Consider the following 26,371-nt stretch of genomic DNA (forward strand, 5'->3'; position numbering starts at 1 on the left):
TCTATGTAATAGTCTTGTTATAGTTGGGTAAGGCGCTGTAAATAATATTTTCTATATCAATTACTTCCGTCACTTTTTCCTCAATCACCGTCGTTCCTATAATCCCCTTACGTAGCATGTGGGTGTGCAGGGTAAAAACTCCTTCGACAATGTCATAAACATGATCCACGATAAGACCAAAATTATTTTGAGCGCTCGAGTACACTATGACCTGAACTTTATCTCGATTGTGAATTGGCCGAGCATCATTAATCATGGAATCAAGGTGTATTAACGGCATAATTGAATTTCTATATTGCACCACCTCTTGTTTGCCTGCTTTTTCAATTATCTTAGTGGAGAACTCTTCAATACGATTTACTTTATTCAGTGGAACGGCAATTAAATTATCATCGTTGGAGCCGAGTAAAAGTAGGGTTTGTTTTTCACAATCCTCCGCATTAGACACGCCTACTTGCATGCTGTTACTTGCTTTAAGATTTGCAGAGAGTAAACCAGCCTTGTGTGCCAATCCCGTTACATCGAGAATTAAGGAAACATTACCATCTCCCATAATGGTCGCTCCGGCAAATACAGAAATATCACGAAATAATTTACTTAACGGTTTTACCACAATTTCCTGGGTATCATTAATGTCATCAACCACAAGACCAAAGCGAGAATCTCCTGCCTGTAAAATCACCACATAGATGGATTCATCATTTTTATTAAAATGAGGTGCATCACTAAGTTCTAATTCCTTGGCCAAATAAACTAAAGGCAATAATTTGCCTCTTAATTTATAAACAGGAGTATTTTTAATGTAATGTATGTCTTCTTTAATCTGCTCTTTATCCAAACGAACTAATTCAAGCAAACTGACTTGGGGGATCGCATAGCGATTATTTTTACACGTAATAATTAAAGCGGGAATGATCGCTAAAGTGAGCGGGATTTTTATCTTAATCGTGGTGTAACAATCCACCTTGCTTTGTACATCGATGCTTCCATTAATGCGTTCAATATTGGTACGCACCACATCCATGCCTACCCCACGCCCTGAGACATTAGTGACCTGTTCCGCAGTAGAAAAACCAGGTAAAAAAATTAAAGCATAGGCTTCCCGTGCACTCATACGTGCAACTTGATCCGGGGTGATTAAACCTTTGGCCAGCGCTTTCGCTTTAAGTTTTTCTGGGCAAATTCCGGCACCATCATCGGTAATTTCGATGTTCACGTAACCACCTTCATGATATGCCGTAAGTTTCAAGGTTCCGGTTTCAGATTTCCCCATCTCTTTGCGTCTCTCAGGCAATTCAATTCCATGATCCACGGAGTTACGCACCACATGAGTCAATGGATCCTTAATCGCCTCAATTAACGTTTTATCCAGTTCAATTTCCTTACCAAACATTTCCAGATTAACTTGTTTTTTACAGGTATTGGCTAAAACACGAATCACGCGAGGAAATTTACCCCAAACATTCCCGATAGGCTGCATTCTGGTTTTCATTACCCCTTCTTGCAATTCAGAGGTAATTAAGTTTAATCGCTGAGAGACAGCAATAAAATTAGAATCAGACTGCATGGAAATAAATTGCAATAATTGATTCCGAGAAAGTACTAACTCGCCCACAAGATTCATCAGCTTATCGAGTAACTCCACATTAATGCGTATTGTATTATCAATGTTCGAAGCACACTTATTCTCTGATTCATTTAGGAGTAGACCAACACTTCCCCCACTATTATCCAACACTGGTTCCAATAATGGCTCATGGTCTACAAGATCTTCCTGATTCTCCTCTTCCTGCGCGTTGATTGCCTTAACTTGTTTGGGCGACACCAACTCATCCTTATGCTTCATCGATTTGGCACGCGGTGTGGACTGTGTGAGTCCGCTACCTCCAGAACGCAATTCGTTTAATAATTGAATCAGTGCACTATGCTCTTCAGTGCCATCTTTACCCGTTGACTCAATAAGTTTTAGCATTCCGCGCACCACATCTGCCGCTTGTAATAAGGCCGTAGTACAGACAGCATCTAACACCATTTTTTTATCACGCAATAAGACGAGTAAGTTCTCTGCGGCATGTGTCAATTTTTCCAGATGAGGGAAAACCAACATTCCCGCACCACTTTTAATGGTGTGCATTGCTCGAAAAATTGCTGATAACAACTTCGGGTTCGTTGGGTCTTGTTCCAGGGAGACAAAATCATTTTCAAGATTATCCAAATGTTCGGTACATTCGGTTAAAAACTCTTTAATAATTTCATTATCTTCGTCATTATTCATCATAAAGCTCGCACTGGTTATCCATATTATTGAGGTATTGTTCGGTTTTATTATCCCTATTTAACCTGCAAAGACACTTTGCAATTTGGACTCAATGACCTCAATCTTGAATGGCTTAAGAATGTAAGCACTCACATTATGTTTTTTTGACTCAATAATTAGATCTACATCGTCCTCAGCAGTCAATAAAATAAAAGGTAAGGTGGATAAAGCTCCATCTTGACGAACTTTTTCAAGCAATTCCATGCCGGTCATGTCGGGCATATTGTAATCACTAATCACAAGGTCACATGGCCCTTCTTGTAAAATATCCCAAGCTTTAGGTGCATTTTCTGCCTCGGTAATTTCGTTAAAGCCAAGTTTAACCAGCATTCCCTTAAGGAGCTTTCTCATTGTTCCAAAATCATCTACTATTAAAATCCGTTTATTGGTGTCCATATTCGTTCCTTGTGTTGATGTTTTATTTAAATACACCTATAACGAAGAAAACTTATCTAATCTAAACGCGGAAACCAGAACATCGTGTTTAATATTTTTAAACGATATTTTTTCAGGAAGTTCTAATTCATGCTTATACGTATCATAAATTTGCTCTACTAGTTCCTGCATTTTACCCACGGAAGCGCGTAGATCTTTTTTCTCTTGGCGCAATTGTTCAATTAAGTCCATGTATTGGGAAAGCTCTTCGGTCTTTTCTTGGTTTTCTATAAAAACGGTCTCTATTTTTTCCTTTAAATCCACAAGGTATTTATTAGTTGCCTCAGAATCATGGAATATTTCTTCATTAATATGTTGATTAGACACCCCGGACATAGTGTTAATAAATTCTTTGAATTCAGGATGAATAGATGGATGCGCACCACGCTCACTAGGGTTTTGCGCTAAAGCTTGATAAGAGTGCGATGCTTCATAAAGAGAATCAATATAAGCATTATTCAATAGCTCCATAACACTAGGCAATGTTTTAACTACATTGGGCTTATATTCCAATATTAAAGTAATTATTTGATTACAAAATAATAAATTTTGCTTTTTAATGGCTTTTAAATAAAATTCGCTTTTGTCACCATAGAAACGCGTAAATATGGGAGTGAGCCCTACTTCACTTTTCTCAATGGACTCTCTGCTTTGCTCTTTTAGCGCCTCCAAAATTTTTATCTTTTCGCGATTTGATTTAATTTTTTTTACAAAGAATAGAGTTAAGAACACGGTTATTATAGTGATATTGGATAACAATATTGGAAATAAAAAATCAAATGTCATTCTTGTCCCCTAGCTTATCCATTTGTTCTTAATGCCATTTTTGGATTTACTTTGAACAAACAAAGTCCGGTACCAAGCCCAAAAAAAAGACACCAACATAAGACTGATGGATAAACTAGATTGACCGCTCCCATGCTTCCTGCATTAAAAACTTCCAATTTGTTTCTCCTGGCTATCATCTAGTGCTTATTTATATATAGCATGGATTTGTGAGAAAGGTGGACCTCGAATGGTATTGATATATTTTCAAGTTAATTTTTGTTAGGTAAGTCCTAATTATGTTTGCATGTGCGGTGCAACTTTATGTCGCCATATTTTACTCAATGTGCTATGTTTGCAGGCTTATTTTAGTATTTGAGTATAATCATGAGATTAGCCATTAAAGTAATACACTATTTTATAATTACAGGATTATTATTTAGTTTAACCGCTTGTGTAAAAACACATCAGGGGCATGGTATAACCTCCTATAAAGTTAAAGGTAAGGTTTATACACCCCTTAGATCGGCTAGAGGTTATAAAGCACGAGGGCTTGCTTCGTTTTATAGTAAGCGTCTGCATAATCACAAGACCTCTAATGGAGAGCGTTACAATATGTATTCTCTGACGGCCGCACATACTACGCTTCCATTTAATACCCGAGTACGAGTTAAGAACGTAAAAAATGGACGCACAGTGGTGGTGCGCATTAATGATCGAGGCCCTTTTTATAGTTCGCGAATTATAGATATTTCTAACGCAGCCGCACGCCGCCTAGGAATCACAAGTACTTCGATGGTAGAAATAAAGGCTTTAAATTAGAATCATAAATTCGCAAATTTTGTAGGATTTATTATCGGACTAGATAGAAAATTAAGGGGGAGTTTTGCCTACTCCCTTTTTGTAGTAACAAACCTCACCAGAGTGGTCATTCTTCCTCAATCGTTTTTTATAGTGAGCATTTCAATAAATTGTTTAAATCGTCTTTGTCTTGTCTCCACTTTTTTGGCAGTATGAAGACTGTATAGAATATGATATCTTTCTGTTTTACTTAAAGCTTCAAAATTGTTTTTGATCGTTAAATTAACTTCAAGTGCCGATAAAAAGTCAGAAGGAATCATCATCTCGCTAGGTGGAGCATAAGCAGCCTCCCAACGCCCATCTTCTTTTGCAGCTTGAATGTGTTTCAAGCCAGCCTCTGTCATTCGACCCTCTTTAATGAGTCTTTCCGAGTGTTCTGTATTTCGTCTCGACCAATTACTACCCAAACGCCTTGGAGTAAAACGCTGCAGGTAAGCTTGGCTATCAAGAGATTTTTTAACCCCATCAATCCAGCCCCAACATAATCCTTCAATTACCGCCTCTTCCCAATTTATAGATTCCTCTCCGGATCCTTTTTTAAAAATTTTTAGCCATAATTCAACTTCCGTATCATGGTTGTATTCAAGCCATTTTGAAAATTCTTTAGGTGTTTTAAATGTTTTTATCCGGAATGGATCTACTTCGGGCATAACTAATTCTCACTTATTGTACAAAAATTATGGCGCTAAAGTTCCTGGGAGAGTACATACTTGGATGGACATTGAACCTGCCGGTGCACACGGTGCGGTACTCTAATTACTAACACCTCAAAATAATTCTCCACTAGACGCACCCAAATTAATTTTACGCTATAATAAGGCTAATTAAAAATCAACCTGTGATTTCATTATGCACTACTCTGACTGCTATAAATACGTCAAGAATATAAAAAATAAAGACTTTGCTAAAAAGCTGGAGCAAGATTTAAAAAATTTAGAGTTAGAAGCCAATAACCCTAACTTTGCCGATTTTTTAAAAGAAAATAAAGAGAGTGGCGAAGATATTTTTGCGTTACGTAAAAAATATGACTTAATGCAATTAGAAAAAGTAGTTAATGGCATTCACGCCATGCTGGAAGATATTGATCAACAGGCGGCCATTAAAAATGAAGCTAACTTTTCATTAATTAGTCTGGTTCTTAAAGATATTCAAAAAACCGCCCACTCTCAAATCAATAAGTATGATTATTATGTAAATAATGCTCATTATTATGATCTTGCAAAGAAATATGCGACCCACTATATTCCTTTTAACCAATCGAATGATCCCTTTAAAGGATCCGATTTTCGAGGATATTGTTGGGGACATACTCATGAATATGGAAAATTAGCCTCTGAAGGTCGTTTGGAACATCTCACTCAGGCATCAAGCAAAAAACTATATAACACCTATCAAACTAACTTTACCTTGGCGGATATTTTTTTTAGGCGAGTTGGCTGGTATTTCTCCGTACAACAAGAACAAAAAATGCGAGACGCGATTTGGAATGCATTAAAAGATCTGGATGAGAAAGCCATTTTCAACTTTAATTTTTTAACCAGCGGCTTTCACTCCACAGGATTAAGAATGGTCGGAGACCACATTGAATACTATGAAAATAACTACGGTATAGTTCGCTTTGATACCCGGGAAGATGCGGTTAATTTCCTGGCAGGTCATCTACTGCATGAGGCCCAAGCCAGCAATGCAGAGGTGAATTTTATTACCGTCTATAAATTACCTTACGAAAATGATCCCAAACAGGACCTTTTTTCTGGCTTAACCGATATGGGCTGCATTCAAAAGCCACCCAAAGCTCCAAAAGTTGAGCATTCAGAAGAATTAGAAAAAACCATTACTGCATTAAGAGAATATGGCCAAAAATTAAATGAGGGAAATGGGATCAAAGGGAAAATTAAAGCCAATGAAATAACATTTTTAGTCGAAGAGTTAGATACCTTACCAGCAGAAGAAGTAAAAGAGCGTGTAGAGGGTATTCTTAAAAACAAGAATCACAGTTTAATTCTCAACAGAGGCACTGGGCTTTATTATATTGGTTCAAAAATGACAAGTCACAGCACCACGGAAACTCTTTTACAAAACATTTCTAAATCAGCAAAGAGTAATACTTTAGACTTAAAATCTGGGGCTTCATTTTGACCTCTGGCCTAGACCTTTGTAAGGATCATGAATATTGAAAAGAATTAATGGCCCTTCCAATGCTCTTTGATTAGTAATTAACAAAGAGAGAGATACTCGCATCTATTGGACTTTCTAATCCGTTGATAAAATTAAAAAGCGCGCCCTCAACAGTATTTTACGTTAACCCATTAAACAAATAGAAACTTGCTAGCTGATTTGCAACGCATCCTTTTCTTGGAGGGAGTGAGCGGACGTAGGGCATGCATTTAGGAAAATATTCTCATCAAAAATTTTAGGGTATTAACCTTGAATTTTATACACGAGTCCCTATCTACAAATTAACCAAAAACATATTTAAGGAGACAGCATGAACACATTAATAAGAACATTGCCCATGTACCGGGATATGGGCCATTTGCTCGATGATTTTTTTAACCTGCAAAAGCAAGACGACTCTTCCATCGAAACCAGCACTTGGTCGCCGTTGGTGGACATTAAAGAAGAAAAAGACTGCTTTTTAGTCATTGCAGATATTCCTGGGGTAAAAAAAGAAGACATTAGTATTTCTTTAGAGCAACACGTTCTTACTTTAAAGGGTGAACGCCAGTTTGAAAAAACGGAACAACATCAGGGTTATACCCGAAAAGAACGAACTCAAGGTCAGTTTTATCGTCGGTTCAGTCTCCCTCAAACTGCAGATGATGCCAAAATCACAGCACGCTATACCCATGGGGTTCTTGAAATCAAGATTCCTAAAAAAGAGGCTACGGCTGAGAAAAAAATCGAAATCAGTGTAGAAGAATAATCAAGGTAGGGGCCGATAGGCCCCCTCCCCTTATACCGCATCCTAACTTAGCAATGTTTATATCATCCAGCACTTCTTAACTGCGAAAATGGCATTTTATATACACCAAAGTTATTTTTAATCATTCGGTAAATCAATTTTAATTTTAGAGCCAAAAGCCAATCGTAATGCATTAATAATGGCAAGAATATCAATGCATTCTTGAAGAATTGCACCCATAATTGGACTGATAAAGCCCGTCGCCGCAAATCCCATTCCAATGAGACTCAAAAGCATTCCTCCAACAGCACTTTGGGCTGCAATATTTCTTGTACTGATACTTAGATGCAGTAATTCATCCACTTTACTTAACGTGTTTTCCATAATAACAGCACCAGCTGCCTCTGCAGTAACATTGCTATGCTGACCAAAGGCAATGCCCACCGTAGCGGCGGTTAAAGCAGGAGCATCATTAATACCATCCCCCATAAACACAGTAGGGGCTTTTTTTATTTCACCGCGCACAATAGCTAATTTATCCTCAGGGCTTTGTGACGCATATATCTCAGTAAATGGAATTAATTTTGCGAGATAATTAACCTCGGATTCCCGGTCACCGGAAACTAACATAATTTTTTTAAATTGATGAGCAGGAGTCAGATGAGTAATAAATGATTTACTTTCCGCCCTGGGTGCATCATGAAAATGTAAAGCGGCCGCATATTGGTTATCTAGCAAAATAAGGCATTCTAAACCAGGAGAAACAGGAGGGAGTAATGAGTTACATTCAGGCATCATTTCTAATAATTTTTTTCGGCTCGTAACACTTACTTTTCGATGATTAACGATTCCATTTAAACCTTGTCCCGGCTTTTCAGAGACATTCGTCGATTCCATTAAATCAATATGCCGTTCTTGTGTTGCTTGAATTACAGCACTGGCAAGGGGATGCTTGGAATAACGCTCGAGACTACCCACATATTGTAAGATTTGCTCTTTTGTATAATTTTGAGCGGTATAAATTTCAGTTAACGTTGGTTTTCCATAAGTAAGTGTTCCAGTTTTGTCAAAAATGGCGGTTTTACAGGTAGGTAACCGTTCCAAAACAATAGGGTCTTTGATGATAATAGCTTGTTTCGCAGCTCGTGAAATAGCACTAATAATTGTAATGGGAATAGCGATTAATAAAGGACAAGGTGTTGCAATAACCAGCACCGCAAGAAAACGAATGGCATCCTGTGTAAAATACCAAGTACCCGCTGCAAACAACAGCGCTACCGGTGCAAAAATAGCGCCAATTTGATCCCCTAAACGGCGAATTGATGGGCGCTTTTGTTCGGCTTCTTCTAATACTTTTACCATAACCGCATAGCGTGAATCCACGGGTAGCTTGGTTGCTTTAATGATGAGTACCGACTCTCCGTTGATAGCCCCCGATAAAACGGAGGCACCAGGTGCCTTGGAAACTTGATAAGGTTCTCCGGTAAGATAAGACTCATCCATAGACCCATTGCCTTCAATGACAATACCATCTACAGGACAGGTTTCATGAGGATAAATAACAATTTCATCATTAATATTCATCTCAGCCAATGGAATATCTTCAATTTCACTATTCGTCTTTCGGTGAGCAATAGCGGGCATTCTTTCCGCTAGTGCCAATAAAACAGAAGAGGCTTTATGTCGCGCATAGCGCTCTAAGGTTTGGCCACTGGCTAACATGAGAATAATTAACGATGCAGCTAAATATTGTTGTAAGATAATCCCAGTAACTAACGCAATTGCAGCAAGAAAATCAGCACCCAAATTCCCTCTTAGCAACTTCAAAAAAATTTGTACAAATAACGGGATTCCTCCAATGATAATTAAAAGTAATAAAGGGATATTGGTGAATGTGGCATTTAAAGAATCCAGGATAAGATAGATACCAATAGCTATAAGGGAAAGGAGCACAATAAACGATTGCCATTGAGAGTGTAAAAAGCGCGATAGAACACTTATTAAGTTTTCTTTCTTCATTGATTAACCGCCGCCTTAATTTAATTAATAAGGATAACTGCCGACCCAATAAATCGCCCTCTTAAAGTATAAGTATGAATTTCAGTTTTTACCGGTATTTGAGTCATCACCTTGAAGATCGTCAATTAAATTCGTGTCGCCTTTATCTTCATGCTGTAACGATCTAAAAAATAAATAAATTATAATTTATTGGAATCTTACTCAGTTTCTCCATAAAAAAAATAAAAGTGGTATAGTAAAAGCATAATATAAAGCCATCTCATGATAATACGGAGAGTGTATGCATTCGATAGAAGTCGTGTTAATTATGTTGCTTGCAGTAATTGCAAGTAGTTATATAGTTAGGATGTTACCTTTCTCATTACCCCTGCCTTTAGTACAGATTATACTGGGTATCGCCATTGCGAGCGTGACTGAACAAGAGGTCACCCTGGACCCTGATGTCTTTTTTCTTTTGTTTCTACCTCCATTACTCTTTTTGGATGGATGGCGCATTCCCAAAGAAGGTTTGTTTCGGGATAAAACGATGATCCTAGCGCTGGCTTTAGGACTGGTGTTGTTGACTGTAATGGGAATTGGCTTATTAATTCACTGGATGATTCCGTCAATGCCTTTAGCAGTAGCTTTTGCGCTCGCAGCTATTGTGTCACCCACTGATCCGGTGGCAGTTGGTGCAATTACAGCACGTGTTCCTATTCCAAAGCGTCTTATGCATATCCTTGAAGGTGAATCTCTCCTCAACGATGCTTCTGGCCTCGTATGTTTCCGTTTTGCGGTGGCTGCTGCACTAACCGGGACCTTTTCACCCCTGTCCGCTTCCCTGACTTTCGTTTGGGTAGCCCTGGCTGGATTATTTATAGGCGTAGGGGTTACTTGGGGAGTAAGCTTAACTCAGCGTGGGCTGGCATTAAAAATCGGGGAAGACAGTGGCTCAGCTATTCTCATTAACTTATTAATACCTTTCGGTGCGTATCTAATTGCTGAAGAAGTACATGCATCAGGTATTCTGGCAGCAGTTTCGGCGGGTATAACTATGAGTTATGTCGAGCTCAGCGGACGTGCACTTGCTGCCACACGTATTCAACGAACCACTGTATGGAATACAGTGCAATTTTCACTTAATGGTATTGTGTTTGTATTATTGGGCGAGCAATTTCCGGAAATTATGAGTTCCGCTGTTTCCACAGTGCAGCAAAGCAATAATAAAGAAGCGGGGTATTTAATTATTTATGCATTGGCCATAAATATTGGTCTTGCTACGCTCCGATTTGTTTGGGTTTGGGGGGCTTTTAGGGTTTGGATGTGGCGATCACAGCGACGCGGAAAGGTAGGAGTGAAACAGGGGCATTGGCGTCTAGTTGCTGCGGCCACCCTGGCAGGAGTTCGTGGGGCAATCACCTTGGCGGGTATTATGACATTGCCTTTGGTAATGCCTGATGGAACACCCTTCCCAGATCGCGCTTTAGCAATTTTTTTGGCCATGGCAGTAATACTGATGTCGTTAGTGGCTGCCAGCCTTATCCTCCCCTGGCTGCTCAAGGGATTACAATTACCCGCTGATAACAAAGAAGTACGTGAAGAAGACCTGGCACGATACGAATCGGCCCAAGCTGCAATAATGGCAATTGAGCAAAAGCAACATGATTTAGTGGCGTGTGCAGCGACTGATGCTGAGCTTTATTCTAGTGCCGCATTACGCGCAATAGCTGGATATCAGCGGCGCATGGAAAGTATGGATGCGGAAGTAGATACGCTGCGAAAGGCGGACAAAGCGGAAAGAGAGCTGTGGCGAACGGGATTAAAGGCAGAACGTAATCACATTTTTCTTATGGCCAGGAAGCGTAAAATTTCAGATGCAACATCACGCAGACTTGTAAGAGAAATTGATTTAATCGATGCACGTCTTGGGGAATCCACTTAAATCCTTCGTTTTTTTGCGGGTAGATGCAATTTAATGAATAAATGAAGAATGCAAATATACAATAGAGCCGAAGAAATACCACAGACAGAAAAGGGGCGATTACTAGAGGACCTTCTTCTATCACCTCTTAGAGACCATAGGAGTTTGGACCTCTAGCGAGATCTTTGTAAAAAGGCCCCCAAATAAAAAAAGCACGAAACATCTTGTTCCTATTTATCCAGTGATTGGCCTGCTTTTAGTGTAGTTTCAATATATATTACAACTTATGGCTTAAGGATAAATAAAAATTAATTTAAGCCCCTGCTCTTCCTTATCTGACCTTCAAATCTGAGAAGAACAATTTGACGCACTGGATTCTGCAACAGGCACTAGCTCTTCCGCAAGCGTAATCCAACGCTTGTTTAACTCGCCCGATAAAATTACCATAAATAATGCGCTAAATCGTGTTTCAGCCAATCCTTTTGCATAAGCTGTAATAGCAGAAACTTTTTCATCCACACTGCTAAGCTCATCAATTTTTTCTAATTCAAGCTGCACACGCTCAGTTGAAGAGTTAATCATAGCTATTCTTTCCATAAGTCCAGGAACAGCATCAGGACACACATTAGCGTAACGCTCTTGATCATTCCGGTATTCACAATATTTTCTACAGCGTTCTTCTGTTCTATTTAATAAAAGAGTAAACGCATCTTTCAATTTAATATATTTCTCTTCTAATGTATCGGTTTGAAATAAACCGTATTTTGCTAACAAGCGCTCTGGCTTCATAAAAATTCCCCTAGTTTCGCAAAAACTGACAGTACTTCTTTTAGCATTACTCTAAGAAGTAAAATTTATTGTCTGATTATAATTAATAAAGCCTCATTGAGCAATTAACAACCTATCAAAATCATGTTCCATTTCCTTGTGTAAGCCCCTACTAAACCTGATTATAACTAAATGATTCGAGCAACCCAGTAAAGATGAGTCAGGCAAAGAATATCGATTGATTGCTAGAGCTATATGGAAAAATGCACCCATTTTAATTTAGATAAGGCTACCCGTTCGCTAGCCTCCGTTATTTTGAAGAATGCTTTGAGGTACCATTAAAGGAATTTTCTATGTCATGGATAAATTTGCTGGATTTAATATCATCCCATGCTTCAGGCAGGGAAATGGATTTATCTGCTTTATGGTTTTGCCCATCCAGATATATTTGATAACCATACCAACAACAAATCAAGAGTAAAATAATATAGAATAATCTATTCCTTAAGCGAGAAAACACTCCGTTTAGCAATAAATATTGACGTACTGGTTGTGGACCGGAGTTATTCATTTCATACCTTTTATATCTTAAAGAAACGATTTAATTTTTAAATTTCAAGCGCTCTATAGTGTAGCTTATTTTGTCGTCGCACGAATAGAACCGTTTTCAGGGTAAAACACAAGTCTGCTCAAGAGAATGTATTGTAGCCATACGTTGATGATGTGATAATTTGAATTCAGCATCCAACCATCGAAACCGCGAATACAATCATAGATATTATTTAAGCAGTTTGGCTCTAGATTAGAGCAACTCAATTATTTTGCTGCGCCCATATGCCCATTTTGTTATCATGATGTTTTTTTATGATTTAAAATAAGAATAATAATATGACGAATACTAAACTGCCCTACCTGGCGATATATAAAACGTGCTTTGTAGGTAATGTTGTTGGAAAAACAGCGCTGATCGCACGCTTACGAGGTGAAGAATTTAATCCGGAATATAAATATACTATAGGAGCGAGCTTGCTCAAAGGTACTCTAAGTTTGCCTTCGTCATCGGAACTACGGAGTGATCCAGCTAAGCCAACCAAGAGAACCACACCCAAGGCACATATACAATACTGGGATACAGCCGGCCAAGAACGATTTCAAATATTGAAGCAAGCATTTTATGCGGGCACCGACGTTATGTTCCTCTGCTTTGACCCCCTTGATGAACAATCGCTCCAGACGTTAAGTAGTGATTTGGAATCAATTACTCAACCCTATATGCCTATTTTGGTTGAAACTCGTATTGATAGAATGCTTGAACAAGATGCTGATTCAGTTCATAAGCCCATAGCGGAGCAAATAGTTACTGAATTTAAACAAAAACACCATATTAGCTATCACTTTAAAACCAGTGCCAAAACAGGTCAAGGAATTGAGGAGATAAATAGCTTCCTCTCTGAACTATACGAAGCAGCATATAGAGAACATCTAGCTGAACGAGCTGAGTTTGTTGCTAAATTTTCAGCAGACCTTGACTTGAGGCATCCAGAAAATAAAGAGGAACAAGGACTTAGCGCTGCATTCATTTTAAATTTTTATCCCTACTACGCTGTAAGTGGTATTGCAGTTATTGCTGCGGCTATTATTATTGCTTCCACATACACTATCCCTCTGGCAATAGCCGGTACGGGTCTTTTAGGATTGGCAACCATTAGCTTTTTTAAAACCCCTCATAATGAATTAAAAGAAACTCAAAAAATAGCAGCGGATTTAACTTTATCCGAAATTGAAGCCCCCCCTCAACCAGATTTCTAAATTTTCTGTTCATTGATGCATTCTTAAGATAGATTAGCTCAAGCTCCTATATAGCCTTGAATAAAGGCTATATATTTTTACCTTCCAGTGAGTACAAATTGATGCATATGCATCAATTACGGACCATAAAACACCCATTTTATAGGATATTTCTCCCTTTTAGCGATCGATGCTTATTCATCTCAACCTCTCGGTTAGCAATGTAATAAACCGATTAACTGGACAATGAGCTAATCTCTTTAGAGTTATATTATTATGGTACATTTGTAAGTACTCATGCACTTATGATAAGTTCAAAATACTAAAGCCGTATATTGTACTTCCCTGCGCTAGAACAGCCAACGAGCATTCCTAAATGATAAAGCCCATTTATGAGTGATTACAAGGAACAGGCTAAATTCATAGTTACCATTATCGAATGGGATATATACTTAATGGCATTTTTCAGATCAATAATTAATGGCGTGGGTACAGGGGCTGGTGTTGCCTGGCCACTCTATGGAATAACCTTTAGTGTGGTTGGCGCATCAATGGGTGGCTTGTTGTCCTTCACCCTAGGGGGCCTAGCCACCACTCTTTTTTTAACAGTCTCTACGGCTATATTTTATTTGTCTTATGAGCAAGCTCTGGAAGAGCAACAGAAATTTCACCTACTATTGCAAAAAAATGAGCAAAAATTACTGGAATTCATTAAGGAATACATCACCACAATGGACAAGAACTATCAGTTAACCGATAGAAAGATGTCTTTTGAATCCTATTTACTTTTACAACTTAATCAACAAATTGTAGATAAAAATGATAAACAGTCTCCCTTAAACCAATCTTTAAGCATTATAAAAATCATGATTGAACAGCAATTATTTAAAGAAAAATCCATTCTGTCGTTAATCGAGAAAGAACTGGTTAAATCATGTTCCATACCTTTCTCCAAAGCTGGCCCTCCTATGTTTTTCGCTTTTGTTGGTACATTTGGTTCTATAGCGGGTTGTAGCGCGGGATTATCGGGATTATTGGCGGGCTTAGGGTTATTTAGTAGTTTTGCGGCGTTTCCCTTACTGGGCTGGGGAGTGCTTGCGACAGCAGCTTCTATGGGAGTTTTTGCAGCGAATCATGCATTGGTTGAATCACAAAAAAATTATAAAAATGAACTATTGAATCAAACCATTAAAACAATGTATCAACACTTAAAAAATCACGTGTATCTCTGGGCTGCCAAGGTCAATTCAAACATCCCGAATTTTTTAACCAATAGACCACCCCGAAATTTCCCAGCTCTATTTTTAAACGAGGGTAAACAAGATGTTACTAACCATCTCATACAGAGTATTCCGTCGCTGACTGAAGAATCTACTGTTTCAGCCAGCCTATAATGTAAGCGTTTACGGAACATGTAAATTTCGTAATTGCGAACACCGAAAACGATGCTTCGTTAAAACTCAGCACTAGGTTGCTCCATTTTGTTCGCATGACGACTTTTTATTTAATTTAATAAATGATATACCTCATGAATGCCTACCGATAAACCCTTCTCGTTGATATGGCTCATATGGCATTTAATGTCTGCGGGGGATTTTTTATTATGAAGAAAGGCTTTCTAGTGTTCCGAGGAGACAGGCCACATCCTTGTGGCGGTGCATCGTCCTTGATGCGTTCAAATAATCCTTATTAAGACATCCGCTGTCTGTCCTCGTACTGAATTAATCATAGCTAAGAATTATCAGAAGTTAAACTCAAAATAGCTCATAATCATGTAAGAAATCTCTTAATCTGACTTACAGGATTGAGTATTTAAAATTTCATAGCCCCTGATAGGTAGTATCACAGGGAAAGGACATATAATTCGATATAGCTTATAACCCACAGCTTTCGAACACTAAAAAGATAAGAAGTGGGTTTGATGTGATCCATTGAACCACATCATTAAATAGCAAGACTCTTAGTTGCTAAACACGAAAGAAGAAGATTCCTCTGGATTAACCGCATCAATCAAAAGAGAAACTGGGTAGGTAACAAACATGCTGGCTAAAGCAAGACTTGCAGTAAATGCAGCAGCCACAAATGTAAATGATGTTATTTGGGGCAAAATAGGTACTACTGTAGATAAAAAAATACAGGCGCCAACACCTAAAACCAAATCCTTTTCTGTAGGCTGAGACCCCATAAATGCTTTTAATGTCAATGAATAAGGGCTAACCGCCATTTGGCCACAGCCGAAAAAGAAAGAGCCATAGAGATTAGTTAGTGAACGAGTTGCTGACATGGGATCTCCTAATAAATCACATCTTTAGTAAGTTGTGCTAAATTTTACAGGATAATTATTAAGAAATTATTAAATAATGATCAAATGGATTAAATTAAGAACAATAAATTCATCTCATCATGTGTTTGCCTCAAAGAGGCGTATTATGCATCAGTGGCAAATCTTTATTGGTTCTGATAATTTTTTTTATTTTTCTGCGCCTATAATTTAGATACCTTTATAAAAATTAAGATTTTTATGCCCAAAAATCCATTTAATATAGGTACATCAGGGTGGAGCTATTCCGGTTGGTTAGGCAATTTTTATCCTCAAAAGATAAAACCCAATCTGATCCTGCCGTATTATGCTAACATTTTGGATAGTGTGGAACTTAATAATAGTTTCTATCAAATTCCTAAAGAAAAAAATGTAATGAATTGGGTAGATTTAACACCATCCAATTTTATTTTTTCATGTAAAGCAAATCGATATATTACTCATTTGCAGAAATTAAAAGATTGCACGGAAAGTGTGAATAAGTTACTTAACGCGTTTAGTCACTTTGAAGAAAAATTAGGCCCCATATTATTTCAGTTTCCACCCTGGTGGAAAATAGACATCCCTACTTTAAAACAATTTATTGAGCAATTACCTGAACAGTATTTATATACTTTTGAATTTAGGCATAAGAGCTGGTTTTGCGAAGAACTGTATGAACTATTAGATAAAAATCAAATGTCACTTTGCTTTTATGATCATAAAATGTATCGCTCACCAGAAATAGTCACCAGCCCCTTTATTTATATTCGAATGCATGGGCCACACGAACAGGCCTATAAAGGGGCTTATGAAGATTCAACCTTAAAAGAATATGCGGATAAATTTATTAATTGGCATAAACAAGGTAAAACAATTTATTGTTATTTTGATAATGATGAAAAAGCCAATGCGCCGCAAGATGCGCAACGACTAAATCAGCTATTAAAAAATAAAAATAATATTAATGATTAATTAGTTAGAACCTATCGACGAGCTTTTACTTTAAATAGCGCAGTATTAGTTCCTTGAGAAACTTACGGGCATTTTAAAATTACCACCTGCATATCTTGAAAACACTAACGTCCATCCTAATTCTGCGTTACCATTTACCCCATGAGAAATTTATTTAAAACCTATAAGTATTCTAATGATTAAACAAGCTCTTGATGCATTATCTCAACATCCCGATTTTCACGTGTTAAAACGAGTACCAATGCGCTTTAACAACACTATTCCAGGGCCTGCATCTAAGGTATTTGTCGCCACCGTTATTGATTTAGAAACCATGGGTATCGATGCCACCCAGGATGAAATCATTGAAATTGGCTTGCTTTCATTTTCATTTTCCAATGAGGAAGGAGTTCTTGAAATTAAGCATTCTTATAATGAACTCCAGGATCCTGGAAAACCAATACCTCCAGAAATTACCAAAATTACCGGTATTCGTAACGAAGATGTACTTGGAAAGACCATTAATTGGAATTTTGTTTTACAAGCCCTCAACGAGAGTCATGTAATCATCTGTCACAATGCCCAATTTGACCGTAATTTTTTAGAATTACAAACTCCTGAAAATATAAGAACCAAAGTTACGTCCCTCCCTTTCGGTTGCACAATAAAAGATATCGATTGGAAAGAACGCGACTATGAAAGTTCAAAGCTTGATTACCTTAACTGGAAGCTTGGCTATTTTTATGACGGACATAGAGCGATTAACGATTGTTGGGCGACATTAAACCTTCTTCTACATGAATCTGGCGCATTTGATGAGCTTAAAAGTAATGTGCGCAAGAAACAAACACTTATTTGTGCTGAAAATGCTCCTTTTGATAAAAAAGATTTATTAAAAAATCGACAGTACCGCTGGTCAGATGGAACCGCAAAACTACCGAAGTGCTGGTGGAAAATTATAGATAACGAGGTATTAACTGAGGAAAAAACGTGGCTCGATACAGAAATTTATAAACAAGAAAACAAAAGCAACACCTTGCCACATAACACTATTACCGCTCGGAATCGCTATTCCTTTAGAGCCGAATTAATTGAGTAAAATAAATATGATTGAAATTGATCCTACATTACTAAGTGAAGAGGCCCTGGATAATTTAATTATTGAGGTTATTACTCGTCAAGGCACTGATTATGGGGAACATGAAATGGAGATTCAGACTAAGAAAAAGCAACTAGTACATAATCTTCAATCAGGGAACGCTATTATTGTATTTTCTTCCAAAGAAAATTGTTGCGATATTATCACTCGAGAAGAGTTCCTAAAGTTAAACCCATGAACTTCCATATAAAATTATGCTTCTTTATCCCTAGCATCATGGATTTTTGCAGGATTAAGAAATACTTCTATTATTATGGGCGAAATGAAATACCCACTCGCTGTACTTTGTCATTAAAGGCTTTTGTGCTTAGAATTATTTCCATGCTCGCTATTCTCAAAATCCCTCTGTCGATTTACCTTGAGCAAAACAGCACAAACAAATGTAGAGGCTGTCGTTAAGGTGAGTAATAAAGGTTTTGCGGAAGAAATGAAATTACGTTAAAGAGTATATCAAACCTAACTTTCTCCATGATTTCTCAGGCCTCGAATTCCAAATTCAAGGCCTGACTCAAGGGGTATTTCTACATCCCTGTAGTGGGAGTTGTATGGTGCTGCTCTGCTTCAGGTCGCACGCTCAGATTAGGTTCCCCCTGAAGATTTTGCCTATATTCATCTTTGTAATCTTTGAATGAAATAGTTTTATCATTCTGCTCAGTAACTCCTTGCTGAGCTGTATGGTATTGGGAAGAATGCTTGAAGAGCTCGAAATATTCTTTGAAATCCTTTTTCGTGCCATTTTGCACACATTTTTTAAATTGCTCTTGCTCTTTTATACAATCCACTTCAGTCTTCTGTCCCCGCTCATAAGATTTTTCAAATTTTCTATGGATCTCAACGGCCAGCCCAACTAATTTCAACTGGGACATTTCGAGTTTTTCCTCTGATTGCTTGTCCTGGAGCACTTGAGTCTCATTATCCTCCGTCACCAGTACTTCTGTTTGAGCAATTAATTTACTCATGCCTTTATTATTTTCGATCAATATGTTGCCATTCACTGCTGTACTAATAGCTCGTGATGCCAATTTTACAGGAAGCACCAGGCTTTCAGCAGCTAAGGACACACCAAATAAAACACGTGATGCCCCTTCCCCCACTCGGGTAAAGAAATTTTTAGTGCATTCCTGCAAATTACCCATGCGTGTTTCTAATTTATTCGGCGCAATAACCCCGACAGCAGCATTCACTAATTCAATTGGTAAAGCTAATGCCAACTGGAAGCATCCTGCAACCATGTGATATACAGACCTTAATGGAGTAAGCAGATCCCGCGCTAGATGATAAAAAGATTTATAGGGTTTAACGCTATCAACCATTTCTTTACCTATTCGCTCCAATAATATACGACCTGACTGGGGCTGAAAGGTGATAACATCTTGTAGAGAACGTCCGTCATGCTCATATGCATGCTTCCATTCAGGGAGGGCTTCACCTTTGTTCGCCTTAGCCTGTCTCACATCTGCCAAATGTGCAAGATACATATCCACCGTCCTTTCGGCAGCATCAGAGCTCATTAATTTATCAGAACCAATAATCACTTTTAATGTACGAAAAGCGCCCAGCATCGCCCCAATCACATAATTACTATAAAAGCCAACTTCTTTGACTTTTCTCGGAGCAAAATCGTTCTCAAACCATTGCTTATAGTGTTGCAAGCTCGTAGCTCTTTCTGCTGCTGGTTGCGTTATTTGATCTAATAATTTGGCACCGGCTGCAAAAGCTGCGTTAATCCCTTTAAAATAAGAAAGTCCCATTGCGGCATCACCGACAACAACTATATCCCGTTTTTTTCCCTTATTATCAGTGACCTGCTTATATACCTCTTTGGCATAGGTAGCCGGTGCTTCGTTGACACTGATGGTCGCCGTATCAAGATTTACAAGGTCATTTTCCTTTGTGTAATGCCGCAATCTCATTCCCAAATAACCTTTAACCTGCTGCATTACCACTTCGGGTACTATCCCTGCTCTGGGATCATCGCCGCTAAAAGGTCGGATTGGGTTACCTGATTTTGCTTCAGCCTCCAAAATCTTAAATTGCTCTTTGGTAATCATGATTTGGAATGTCATGGCTGTTTTGCCATTTTCATCTTTTTTACCAATAACTTCCTCGCCGGTTACTCCAAAATTTTGCATGAATCGGGCAAGGGTAGGAACTGGGATTGGCTTGATGTTCCCTTCAACCTCAATACGCAATTGCAATACAAAATCAAATTCTTTCTTATTAGAATTTTCGATTATTTCTATATCGCCATTATGGCTCGCGATGTCAAAAATATCTTTTTTCATTTCCTGAGCTTTTTTCATGAGCTCCTTTTCACTAAGCCCCGGGGTAACTTGAATGCGTTCTTTATCAAGAGGTTTATCGATAACCTCTACTCCGTCCTGATTAATGACTGAATATAAGATTTGTCCCCCTACCTCCCGTAGATAAAGCTTACCGGGTTCAAGCAGGATATTATCCCGCATAGGAGACAAGACATAACTTTTACCAATTCCCTGCTCGGAAACGACTCCACGAGTACCATCCGCCCCTATAATTAAATCAGCATTTTCATATTTATTTATTACTTGCTCATTTAAATCAGTGATACCTGCCCCCGTAATAATCTGCGCGCCTAATTCTACCGCACGATTTTTAAGAAGCCGTTCGATTTCACTAATCCGAATAGCCGATAAACCAAAAGTTGCCAGATCATAACCACGATTTTTTCTTAATCGATCTGCTAATTCTGCCAATGCAGGATCGGGTGGCGGCCCCATCGCATCGATGTATTTTTCGACCTCTTTATAATCCATCCTCAAGGTATGATTTCTTTTATATTCATCATATTTTTCCAGCATCACAATCTTAGCACCTGGATTTTTTCTCATGATGCCAATAGCATTTAGCAAACCAATGGGCCCTGCTCCGACGATAACTGTATTGACTTCATCATCGCTATAATTAATCGGTTCTCTAGGGATCCCATTAACAATATCTGTTGCATTGGGATAAATTTTCTTAATATCAGCATTAACATTACTAATATTTAAGACCGGATTCACATCCACCCCTAATTTAGAAGCGTGTGCCTCGATCATAGCAATTAACTGTTGTACTGAAAGTTTGGGATTTTTTTCACGTGCTGTATTGATTGCTTCTTTTAATTGAGGATTTTTACACCCCTCAATGATAGAATAAACATCTTCGACAGAAAATGTTTCGTGAGTCGGCAAATATTTCTGTAAATGAATTATTTTTTTCTCAGGATGCTCTATGAGTTCATTAATTGAATCAACTAATTCTTTAGGATCTGTTCCAATGACTACTTTATCTACGGATTCACGAGTATGTTTAGGTTCTACGACCACTTGAGATGATTTTTTAGGCATGATGCACACAAATATTACACGTCGTATTTTAAATATAGCATATAGCTTAAAAATAAATCACTCGCCGCTTCTGTAACTAAACGATGAAATTTGTGAGTAATAAATCATGTTCGCCTTTGAACATTTCGCCTGAGTCGGATCCATAACTCCCCAGCAATCCGCAGTATAGGCTTGGATAAAGTGAATTTATAGTCCGCGTCATGCATGCAAATAAGAGATTTCTTACATGATTATGAGCTATTTTGAGTTTAACTTCTTACAATTCTTAGCTATTATTAACTGAGTACGAGGAACGACAGCGGATGTCTTAATAAGGATTATTTGAACGCATCAAGGATGATGCACTACCACAAGGATGTGGTCTGTCTCCTCGGAACACAATTTCCCTTCCCCTGGTATAAATAATTACGAATCAGAGTGTTTCTGTCCTCATTTACCCAAATCCAATGGAATAAACCTGCTGTTTAATAGAGAAAATCATAGGATTTCGCATATAATCTGTATGTGCCAGTCGAATTATTGGATGCATCGAAAATGCTTTTATTTGATCATCATCTATTGTTAATGCAAGTGCGAAATGGGGAACTTATCAGTTGATTCCAATAAAAGCCGAGAATGAAGCATTTATTTGCAGCAGCAATTCTCTATCTATATAATCGGTTTCTTTCACTTGGAACCACCATGCAAACAAAAGCAGAAGATGCTACGCGAAACAGCCCAGCGATAAAGCCTAAAGAATTAACGCAGATAAGTCCATACCCCCAACGCGAGCATACACAGCCAGCGGCTTCAAGCAATGAATTAGCAAATGAACGATGTGATTGGTTGGCAGATAAAAACTCATTAAACGCACTGAAAGCGCGAATCAATGCAGCGCATGATTCATTTACCTGGACCAAACCAAATAACAAGCAGAGCACAAGTGAAGAGAGCAACCCTCCTGAGCTTGTTAGACAACCCGCATTAGGCCGATAAAAGAGTAAATGAACCCCATTAATTGGCTAGATGGGTAAGTATTAGTTCCCCGCGCCTCTCTTATTCAAGACAAAAGATGGAAATGGCTTTTATTAATGCAGGCAAAGACTTCGAAAATAACAAAGAAAGTCCTTTTTCCTCTATTGAATCCTTTTCATTTTTTTGAATTTGCAAAGGGCTTGTCCCATTGCTTCAAGGAATGGGAGCACGCCCTAGGAGCCCTTATGTGCAAATTAAGAAATCTCTTACATGATTATGCGCTATTCTGAGTTTAACTTCTTATAATTCTTGGCTATGATTAACTGAGTACGAGGAATGACAGCGGATGTCTTATAAGGATTATTTGAACGCATTAAGGACGATGCATTGCCACAAGGATGTGGTCTGTCTCCTCGGAACACTACTCCCTTCCCCGACAATCAAAAATTTACTGTGTCTTTTCGTAAAGACTCCATTTCGTTGCACTTCCATTCTCCATGCAAAAAAGTAATTTCAAGGTACACGTGAAACATGTCACTGCTTTATACCTTAGGGGATCTTCTTTGCTATCTCCCCTGCTTAGAACATGAAGCAATTCGCCAGGAGACTCATATCCTCGGCTATCTAAAGCAGAAAGCTCCTTTCTGAATACCCACCATAATTTATACCCATCTATACTTTATAATAAAATAAGTTATTCCATAGAACGGATTTGGAGAAAACGATGAGGAATAACTCCTCCATACGTCGAGCTCAATCTTGTCTGGCAAATGCGCGTGATGCTGTGCGTGAATTTTACGAAACCGTAAAACAGCCAAACATGGAGTTAGTAATTTTCTTTTGCTCAAGTGAATATGATCTGGATGCCTTGGCAGACGAAATGAAACGTCTTTTTACAGGCATACAAGTTGTAGGTTGTACTACAGCAGGAGAAATTGGCCCTGCCGGGTATCTAGATCACAGCCTGACAGGTGTTAGTTTTTCAGCGACTGATTTTAAGGCTGTAGCCGGTCTTCTTACTCACTTGCAACAATTACAAATTTCTAAATGCCAGCACTTTACCCAAGAGCTGTTGCACCGTCTGGAACGAGAAACGGATATTCAAAACAGCTTTGCCTTTTTGTTAATTGATGGCTTATCAAAACGGGAAGAACCGGTCGCTCGAATATTGCAAAGTGGGCTGGGAAAAATTCCTCTAATTGGTGGTTCAGCTGGTGATAGCCTTAACTTCAAATCTACCTATGTGTATTTCCAAGGGCATTTTCATTCAGACAGCGCTATCGTCACTTTGGTTACTACTAAATTACCCTTTAAGATATTCAAAACCCAGCATTTTATTGCTACTGATACCAGATTGGTTGTCACGGAAGCAGATACCGCCCACCGTAAGGTAAAGGAGATCAATGGACTACCCGCAGCACAAGAATATGCAAGAATACTCGGTATTGATGTGCATAGTCTTGATTCGATGCGCTTTGCTGCCTCACCTATTGTCGTCATGATCGACGGTACCAACTACGTGCGTTCTATCCAAAAAGCCAATCCGGATGGTAGCTTGACTTTTTTTTGCGCCATTGAGAATGGATTGGTCCTTCGAGTGGCTAAAGGAGTGAATTTATTAGATAACCTGGAGGAAAATTTCGCCCAACTTCGTTCTGAAATCGGTCCACCACAACTGGTTCTCGGCTGTGATTGTATTCTACGCAAGATTGAGGTTTCTCCTGAAACAATAGCGTGTATTAGCGATATTTTTCAGCAAAACAACACCATTGGTTTTAATACTTATGGTGAGCAATTCCGAGGCGTGCATGTTAATCAAACTTTAGTTGGAATTGCGATAGGCTCAAATTCAAAGGAGATGGATAATGCTTAACACAGCGCAACCCAACTCTAGGTCAAACGAAGAAGAGTTAAAGAGGGAAATAGTTCGTCTTAACAAAATAATAAAGGCATTGATGGATCGTGCCGAACGCAGCACCAGTGTTCAAAGTTCTGATTACAGTCTGTTCCAGACCGCGGTTATATTAGAAGAACAAGTACGTATCCGTACAGCAGAACTAGAACAGGCATTACGGGAAAATGAAAAAATAACTCGTGCCTTAAGTGACTCCGAAAAGAAATTCCACGGTTTGGTGAACCAGTCTCTGGTAGGTATTGTAATCATTGAGAATGGAAAATTCAGTTATTCAAATGCCAAATTTAATGAAATTTTTGGGTATAGTGCCGAGGAAATTCGGGAATTAGGGCCACTCGATATCATCGACCAAAAGGATAGACCACTCATATCAGAAAGTATCCGAAACCGACTTTCTGGCCAAGAAACGCGGGTTGTTTACCTATTTCATGGCTTACGTAAAAATGGTGAAGTCATTGATGTGGAGGTTCATAGTAGCGTCATGGAAATCAATGACAAACCCGCATTCATTGGATTAACTATGGATGTAACCGATCGCATTCGTGCGGAACATGAATTGCAGGCATTACAAAAAATATTGCTTGACCAATCAATACATGATGCTCTGACTGGTCTTTATAACCGTCGCTATCTTGAAGAAACATTAGATCGAGAACTGTCCCTCTCTCAGCATAATAATTACCCTCTTAGTATAATCATGGGCGATCTGGATCACTTCAAAATGGTGAATGACCACTTTGGCCATCTTGCCGGTGATGAAGTATTACGGGTTTTTAGTAATATTTTGAGGCAACAGGCTCGCCAAGGTGACATCTATTGCCGCTATGGTGGCGAAGAATTTCTCCTGTTGTTACCGAAAGTAGATAAACCTCTAGCCATTGAGCGGGCTGAACAATTGCGAAGCACACTGGCTGCTGCTCCCATATTGTACGGCAGCTCAGCGATACCCGTTACTGTCTCGTTCGGTGTTGCATCATTCCCTGATGATGGCCGAACTGCTGACGAGCTTATTAGTGCTGCTGACGATGCACTTTATGCAGCCAAGGCAGCGGGGCGTAATCGAGTGAGCGCCACCCGCGATTAGATGAGTTAGCTTATGTGCTCACCCATATAGCACCCTATTATTCATTGGCATGAATTTCCACCTCAATGTCTATGAATTAAATTTATTCCATGCTATTTTTTTCTCCTATTTTGAATTTTTTCTGATTGAATTATAAGGATATTCTATGCCTGGTTTTTTTAATAATGCGCTCACTACTCTAAGGAACACCTTCAACACACGCGGCCCATTTTCCTCATCGACAGGACATCGTAATGCTCAACGAAGTAATGCTGCTACAGAAGTAATCAGCTCGAGTTTAGAGGCATTTACTCCCGCAGCAATGATCCCCACAAAATTAGCACAAGTGGCTATTTCAACCTATTCATTCTTTCGTTCAGATACACACCTATCAGAAAAAACGATGCATTTACTGCAAGCTGGTCTTTCTGCGGCTCAAATGGCTCTTGCTATTACCATGCTATTTGAAAGTACTCAATGCTCATCCTATGACAGTAATGACCTATGCAAAGCGGTCTTTTTGTGCCAACTTCTCTATCGTGGCACACTACTGACTGGCTGGATTCCCAGTGAGTTTTCCAAAGATGCCTATACTCCGCTAGAGAATTCCAATAATTCTGCACCAGCACAGGTTTAAGGTGGTGTGCCAATTGGGTTCAACGAAGTGAAATTAAAGATTTGGGTTATGTTTAGGGCCATAATATTTTTTGTTTGACCCTGAATTCCCAGTTTTTACAGGGCAGGTAAATCTAATGACATCCGCAGAAATTCTCGCCATTCACTGCTAACTTATTGATTTTTTTCCTATTAGGAAGTAATAAGTACCCCATTTATAATAATGAGAATAAATTATCTGCAAATTAAGAGATTTCTTACGTGATAATGAGCTATTTTGAGT

At 38.6% G+C, this 26,371-nt stretch carries 22 protein-coding genes; 13 read left to right on the plus strand and 9 right to left on the minus strand.

From position 1 onward, the window contains the following. Position 1 precedes the first annotated feature (1 nt). From ACD661_RS12080 to ACD661_RS12090, 3 genes are read right to left on the minus strand one after another with little or no spacing between them, the layout of a single operon-like run. Positions 2 to 2,278 (minus strand): chemotaxis protein CheA, encoded by a 2,277-nt coding sequence (locus ACD661_RS12080; RefSeq protein WP_400188120.1) that lies wholly within the window; start codon positions 2,276 to 2,278, stop codon positions 2 to 4. A gap of 57 nt (positions 2,279 to 2,335) precedes the next feature. Continuing rightward, the gene (locus ACD661_RS12085; RefSeq protein WP_400188121.1) at positions 2,336 to 2,713 is read right to left on the minus strand and encodes a response regulator; all 378 of its coding nucleotides are present in this window, start codon (positions 2,711 to 2,713) and stop codon (positions 2,336 to 2,338) included. Positions 2,714 to 2,749: 36 nt separating this feature from the next. Next, complete coding sequence (locus ACD661_RS12090; RefSeq protein WP_400188122.1) at positions 2,750 to 3,538, minus strand: hypothetical protein; 789 nt, start codon at positions 3,536 to 3,538, stop codon at positions 2,750 to 2,752. Positions 3,539 to 3,904: 366 nt separating this feature from the next. On the opposite strand from ACD661_RS12090, the gene ACD661_RS12095 reads away from it, so the two are divergent. Beyond that, on the plus strand, positions 3,905 to 4,339 hold the full coding sequence (locus ACD661_RS12095) for a septal ring lytic transglycosylase RlpA family protein (protein ID WP_400188123.1): 435 nt from the start codon (positions 3,905 to 3,907) through the stop codon (positions 4,337 to 4,339). A gap of 116 nt (positions 4,340 to 4,455) precedes the next feature. Here the strand turns inward: ACD661_RS12095 and ACD661_RS12100 are convergent, their stop codons facing one another. Continuing rightward, entirely contained in the window at positions 4,456 to 5,028 is a 573-nt protein-coding gene (locus tag ACD661_RS12100) for a YdeI/OmpD-associated family protein (RefSeq protein ID WP_400188124.1), read from the minus strand. Between the two features lie 199 nt (positions 5,029 to 5,227). Between ACD661_RS12100 and ACD661_RS12105 the strand changes: the two genes are divergently transcribed. Both ACD661_RS12105 and ACD661_RS12110 read left to right on the plus strand, forming a co-directional pair. Further along, a complete protein-coding gene (locus ACD661_RS12105) occupies positions 5,228 to 6,517 on the plus strand; it encodes a hypothetical protein (protein ID WP_400188125.1) in 1,290 nt (429 codons plus the stop codon). Between the two features lie 349 nt (positions 6,518 to 6,866). Continuing rightward, positions 6,867 to 7,304 (plus strand): Hsp20/alpha crystallin family protein, encoded by a 438-nt coding sequence (locus ACD661_RS12110; protein ID WP_400188126.1) that lies wholly within the window; start codon positions 6,867 to 6,869, stop codon positions 7,302 to 7,304. A gap of 117 nt (positions 7,305 to 7,421) precedes the next feature. On the opposite strand, the gene ACD661_RS12115 is transcribed toward ACD661_RS12110, so the two are convergent. Next, positions 7,422 to 9,302: a heavy metal translocating P-type ATPase gene (locus ACD661_RS12115; RefSeq protein ID WP_400188127.1), complete on the minus strand. Its 1,881-nt coding sequence runs from the start codon at positions 9,300 to 9,302 to the stop codon at positions 7,422 to 7,424. A 280-nt stretch (positions 9,303 to 9,582) separates the two neighbouring features. Here ACD661_RS12115 and ACD661_RS12120 point away from each other — a divergent pair, with 280 nt between their 5' ends. Then, complete coding sequence (locus tag ACD661_RS12120; protein ID WP_400188128.1) at positions 9,583 to 11,223, plus strand: Na+/H+ antiporter; 1,641 nt, start codon at positions 9,583 to 9,585, stop codon at positions 11,221 to 11,223. 321 nt (positions 11,224 to 11,544) lie between these two features. Here ACD661_RS12120 and ACD661_RS12125 read toward each other — a convergent pair whose 3' ends face one another. Next, a complete protein-coding gene (locus ACD661_RS12125) occupies positions 11,545 to 11,991 on the minus strand; it encodes a hypothetical protein (RefSeq protein WP_400188129.1) in 447 nt (148 codons plus the stop codon). A 289-nt stretch (positions 11,992 to 12,280) separates the two neighbouring features. After that, positions 12,281 to 12,541: a hypothetical protein gene (locus ACD661_RS12130; protein WP_400188130.1), complete on the minus strand. Its 261-nt coding sequence runs from the start codon at positions 12,539 to 12,541 to the stop codon at positions 12,281 to 12,283. 317 nt (positions 12,542 to 12,858) lie between these two features. Between ACD661_RS12130 and ACD661_RS12135 the strand changes: the two genes are divergently transcribed. Together ACD661_RS12135 and ACD661_RS12140 are read left to right on the plus strand one after the other, a co-directional pair. Continuing rightward, positions 12,859 to 13,779 carry a Rab family GTPase gene (locus ACD661_RS12135; RefSeq protein WP_400188131.1) on the plus strand — a complete coding sequence of 307 codons (921 nt, stop codon included), beginning with the start codon at positions 12,859 to 12,861 and terminating at the stop codon, positions 13,777 to 13,779. A gap of 434 nt (positions 13,780 to 14,213) precedes the next feature. Then, entirely contained in the window at positions 14,214 to 15,152 is a 939-nt protein-coding gene (locus tag ACD661_RS12140; RefSeq protein WP_400188132.1) for a hypothetical protein, read from the plus strand. 566 nt (positions 15,153 to 15,718) lie between these two features. Here the strand turns inward: ACD661_RS12140 and ACD661_RS12145 are convergent. Further along, the gene (locus ACD661_RS12145; RefSeq protein ID WP_400188133.1) at positions 15,719 to 16,042 is read right to left on the minus strand and encodes a hypothetical protein; all 324 of its coding nucleotides are present in this window, start codon (positions 16,040 to 16,042) and stop codon (positions 15,719 to 15,721) included. Positions 16,043 to 16,279: 237 nt separating this feature from the next. Here ACD661_RS12145 and ACD661_RS12150 point away from each other — a divergent pair, with 237 nt between their 5' ends. The 3 genes from ACD661_RS12150 (at position 16,280) to ACD661_RS12160 (ending at position 18,348) form a co-directional block, all read left to right on the plus strand. Further along, positions 16,280 to 17,032, plus strand: coding sequence for a DUF72 domain-containing protein (locus ACD661_RS12150; protein WP_400188134.1), 753 nt, complete (start codon positions 16,280 to 16,282; stop codon positions 17,030 to 17,032). Positions 17,033 to 17,207: 175 nt separating this feature from the next. Next, a complete protein-coding gene (locus ACD661_RS12155) occupies positions 17,208 to 18,110 on the plus strand; it encodes a 3'-5' exonuclease (RefSeq protein WP_400188135.1) in 903 nt (300 codons plus the stop codon). A 7-nt stretch (positions 18,111 to 18,117) separates the two neighbouring features. Continuing rightward, complete coding sequence (locus ACD661_RS12160) at positions 18,118 to 18,348, plus strand: YheU family protein (RefSeq protein ID WP_400188136.1); 231 nt, start codon at positions 18,118 to 18,120, stop codon at positions 18,346 to 18,348. A 343-nt stretch (positions 18,349 to 18,691) separates the two neighbouring features. Here ACD661_RS12160 and ACD661_RS12165 read toward each other — a convergent pair whose 3' ends face one another. After that, positions 18,692 to 21,541: an FAD-dependent oxidoreductase gene (locus tag ACD661_RS12165; RefSeq protein WP_400188137.1), complete on the minus strand. Its 2,850-nt coding sequence runs from the start codon at positions 21,539 to 21,541 to the stop codon at positions 18,692 to 18,694. 681 nt (positions 21,542 to 22,222) lie between these two features. Here ACD661_RS12165 and ACD661_RS12170 point away from each other — a divergent pair. The 4 genes from ACD661_RS12170 to ACD661_RS12185 all read left to right on the plus strand — a co-directional run bounded on the left by ACD661_RS12170 (position 22,223) and on the right by ACD661_RS12185 (position 26,110). After that, the gene (locus ACD661_RS12170) at positions 22,223 to 22,516 is read left to right on the plus strand and encodes a hypothetical protein (RefSeq protein WP_400188138.1); all 294 of its coding nucleotides are present in this window, start codon (positions 22,223 to 22,225) and stop codon (positions 22,514 to 22,516) included. A gap of 703 nt (positions 22,517 to 23,219) precedes the next feature. Then, complete coding sequence (nosP, locus tag ACD661_RS12175) at positions 23,220 to 24,368, plus strand: nitric oxide-sensing protein NosP (RefSeq protein WP_400188139.1); 1,149 nt, start codon at positions 23,220 to 23,222, stop codon at positions 24,366 to 24,368. Next, positions 24,361 to 25,494, plus strand: coding sequence for a GGDEF domain-containing protein (locus tag ACD661_RS12180; protein ID WP_400188140.1), 1,134 nt, complete (start codon positions 24,361 to 24,363; stop codon positions 25,492 to 25,494). Before nosP ends, ACD661_RS12180 begins: the two co-directional genes overlap by 8 nt. Before the next feature lie 145 nt (positions 25,495 to 25,639). Then, positions 25,640 to 26,110, plus strand: coding sequence for a hypothetical protein (locus ACD661_RS12185; RefSeq protein WP_400188141.1), 471 nt, complete (start codon positions 25,640 to 25,642; stop codon positions 26,108 to 26,110). Positions 26,111 to 26,371: the final 261 nt, after the last annotated feature.

The organism is Legionella lytica, from assembly GCF_044626755.1.
GTDB classification, from domain to species: domain Bacteria; phylum Pseudomonadota; class Gammaproteobacteria; order Legionellales; family Legionellaceae; genus Legionella; species Legionella lytica_A.